Below are 511 nucleotides of genomic sequence, written 5' to 3'. Positions count from 1 at the left end.
TACGTAGTAGCCAGAGTATTGTGATGCTTCTTTATCTTCTGTGATCGGCTCAGATGGCAGAGTCTGCAATGACACCAAGTGAATGCCACTTTGCTGCTCTAATACGCTCTCTAATACGCCCGCCATTTGTGAAGGCGTTACCAAGTGTTCAATAATTTGCGACAACTGCATCGAAAGATGCTGACTTTCCGTCAACAGGTTGGAAATTTCCAAATCAATATCTGCGTTTGGATCTTTCGTCAATTGAGCCTTAACACGTATAATATCAATTTCTGTTTTTTGGTTTGACTGCTTTAAGTTACTCAGCTGTCTTTCATTGTTTGAGATCTGATTGAGCTTAGGTTCTAGCACCAACGTAAACAGCAACATAACTACGGTCACGAAGCCACACAGCGCCACCAACATTTTCTCGCGCGCGCTCATGTCTCCAAAGCGCTCTTCTAATGAGCTCCAGAATTCGTTCATTTCTCTTTATCCTCGCGCGTTTTCAACTCAAACGTCACTATGTCTT

Annotated in this window: 1 protein-coding gene; it reads right to left on the bottom strand. The window is 43.1% G+C overall.

Going from position 1 to position 511, the window contains the following annotated elements; genetic code table 11:
- Positions 1-465: type II secretion system protein GspM (gene gspM / locus R7Q09_RS28510; protein ID WP_318144254.1), on the bottom strand; the 465-nt coding region annotated here is incomplete at its 3' end.
- Positions 466-511 lie beyond the last annotated feature (46 nt).

Source organism: Vibrio sp. 2130-1 (assembly GCF_033339515.1).
Note: the sequence above shows the minus strand (reverse complement) of the source record. Positions and strands in the feature narration are given on the sequence as shown.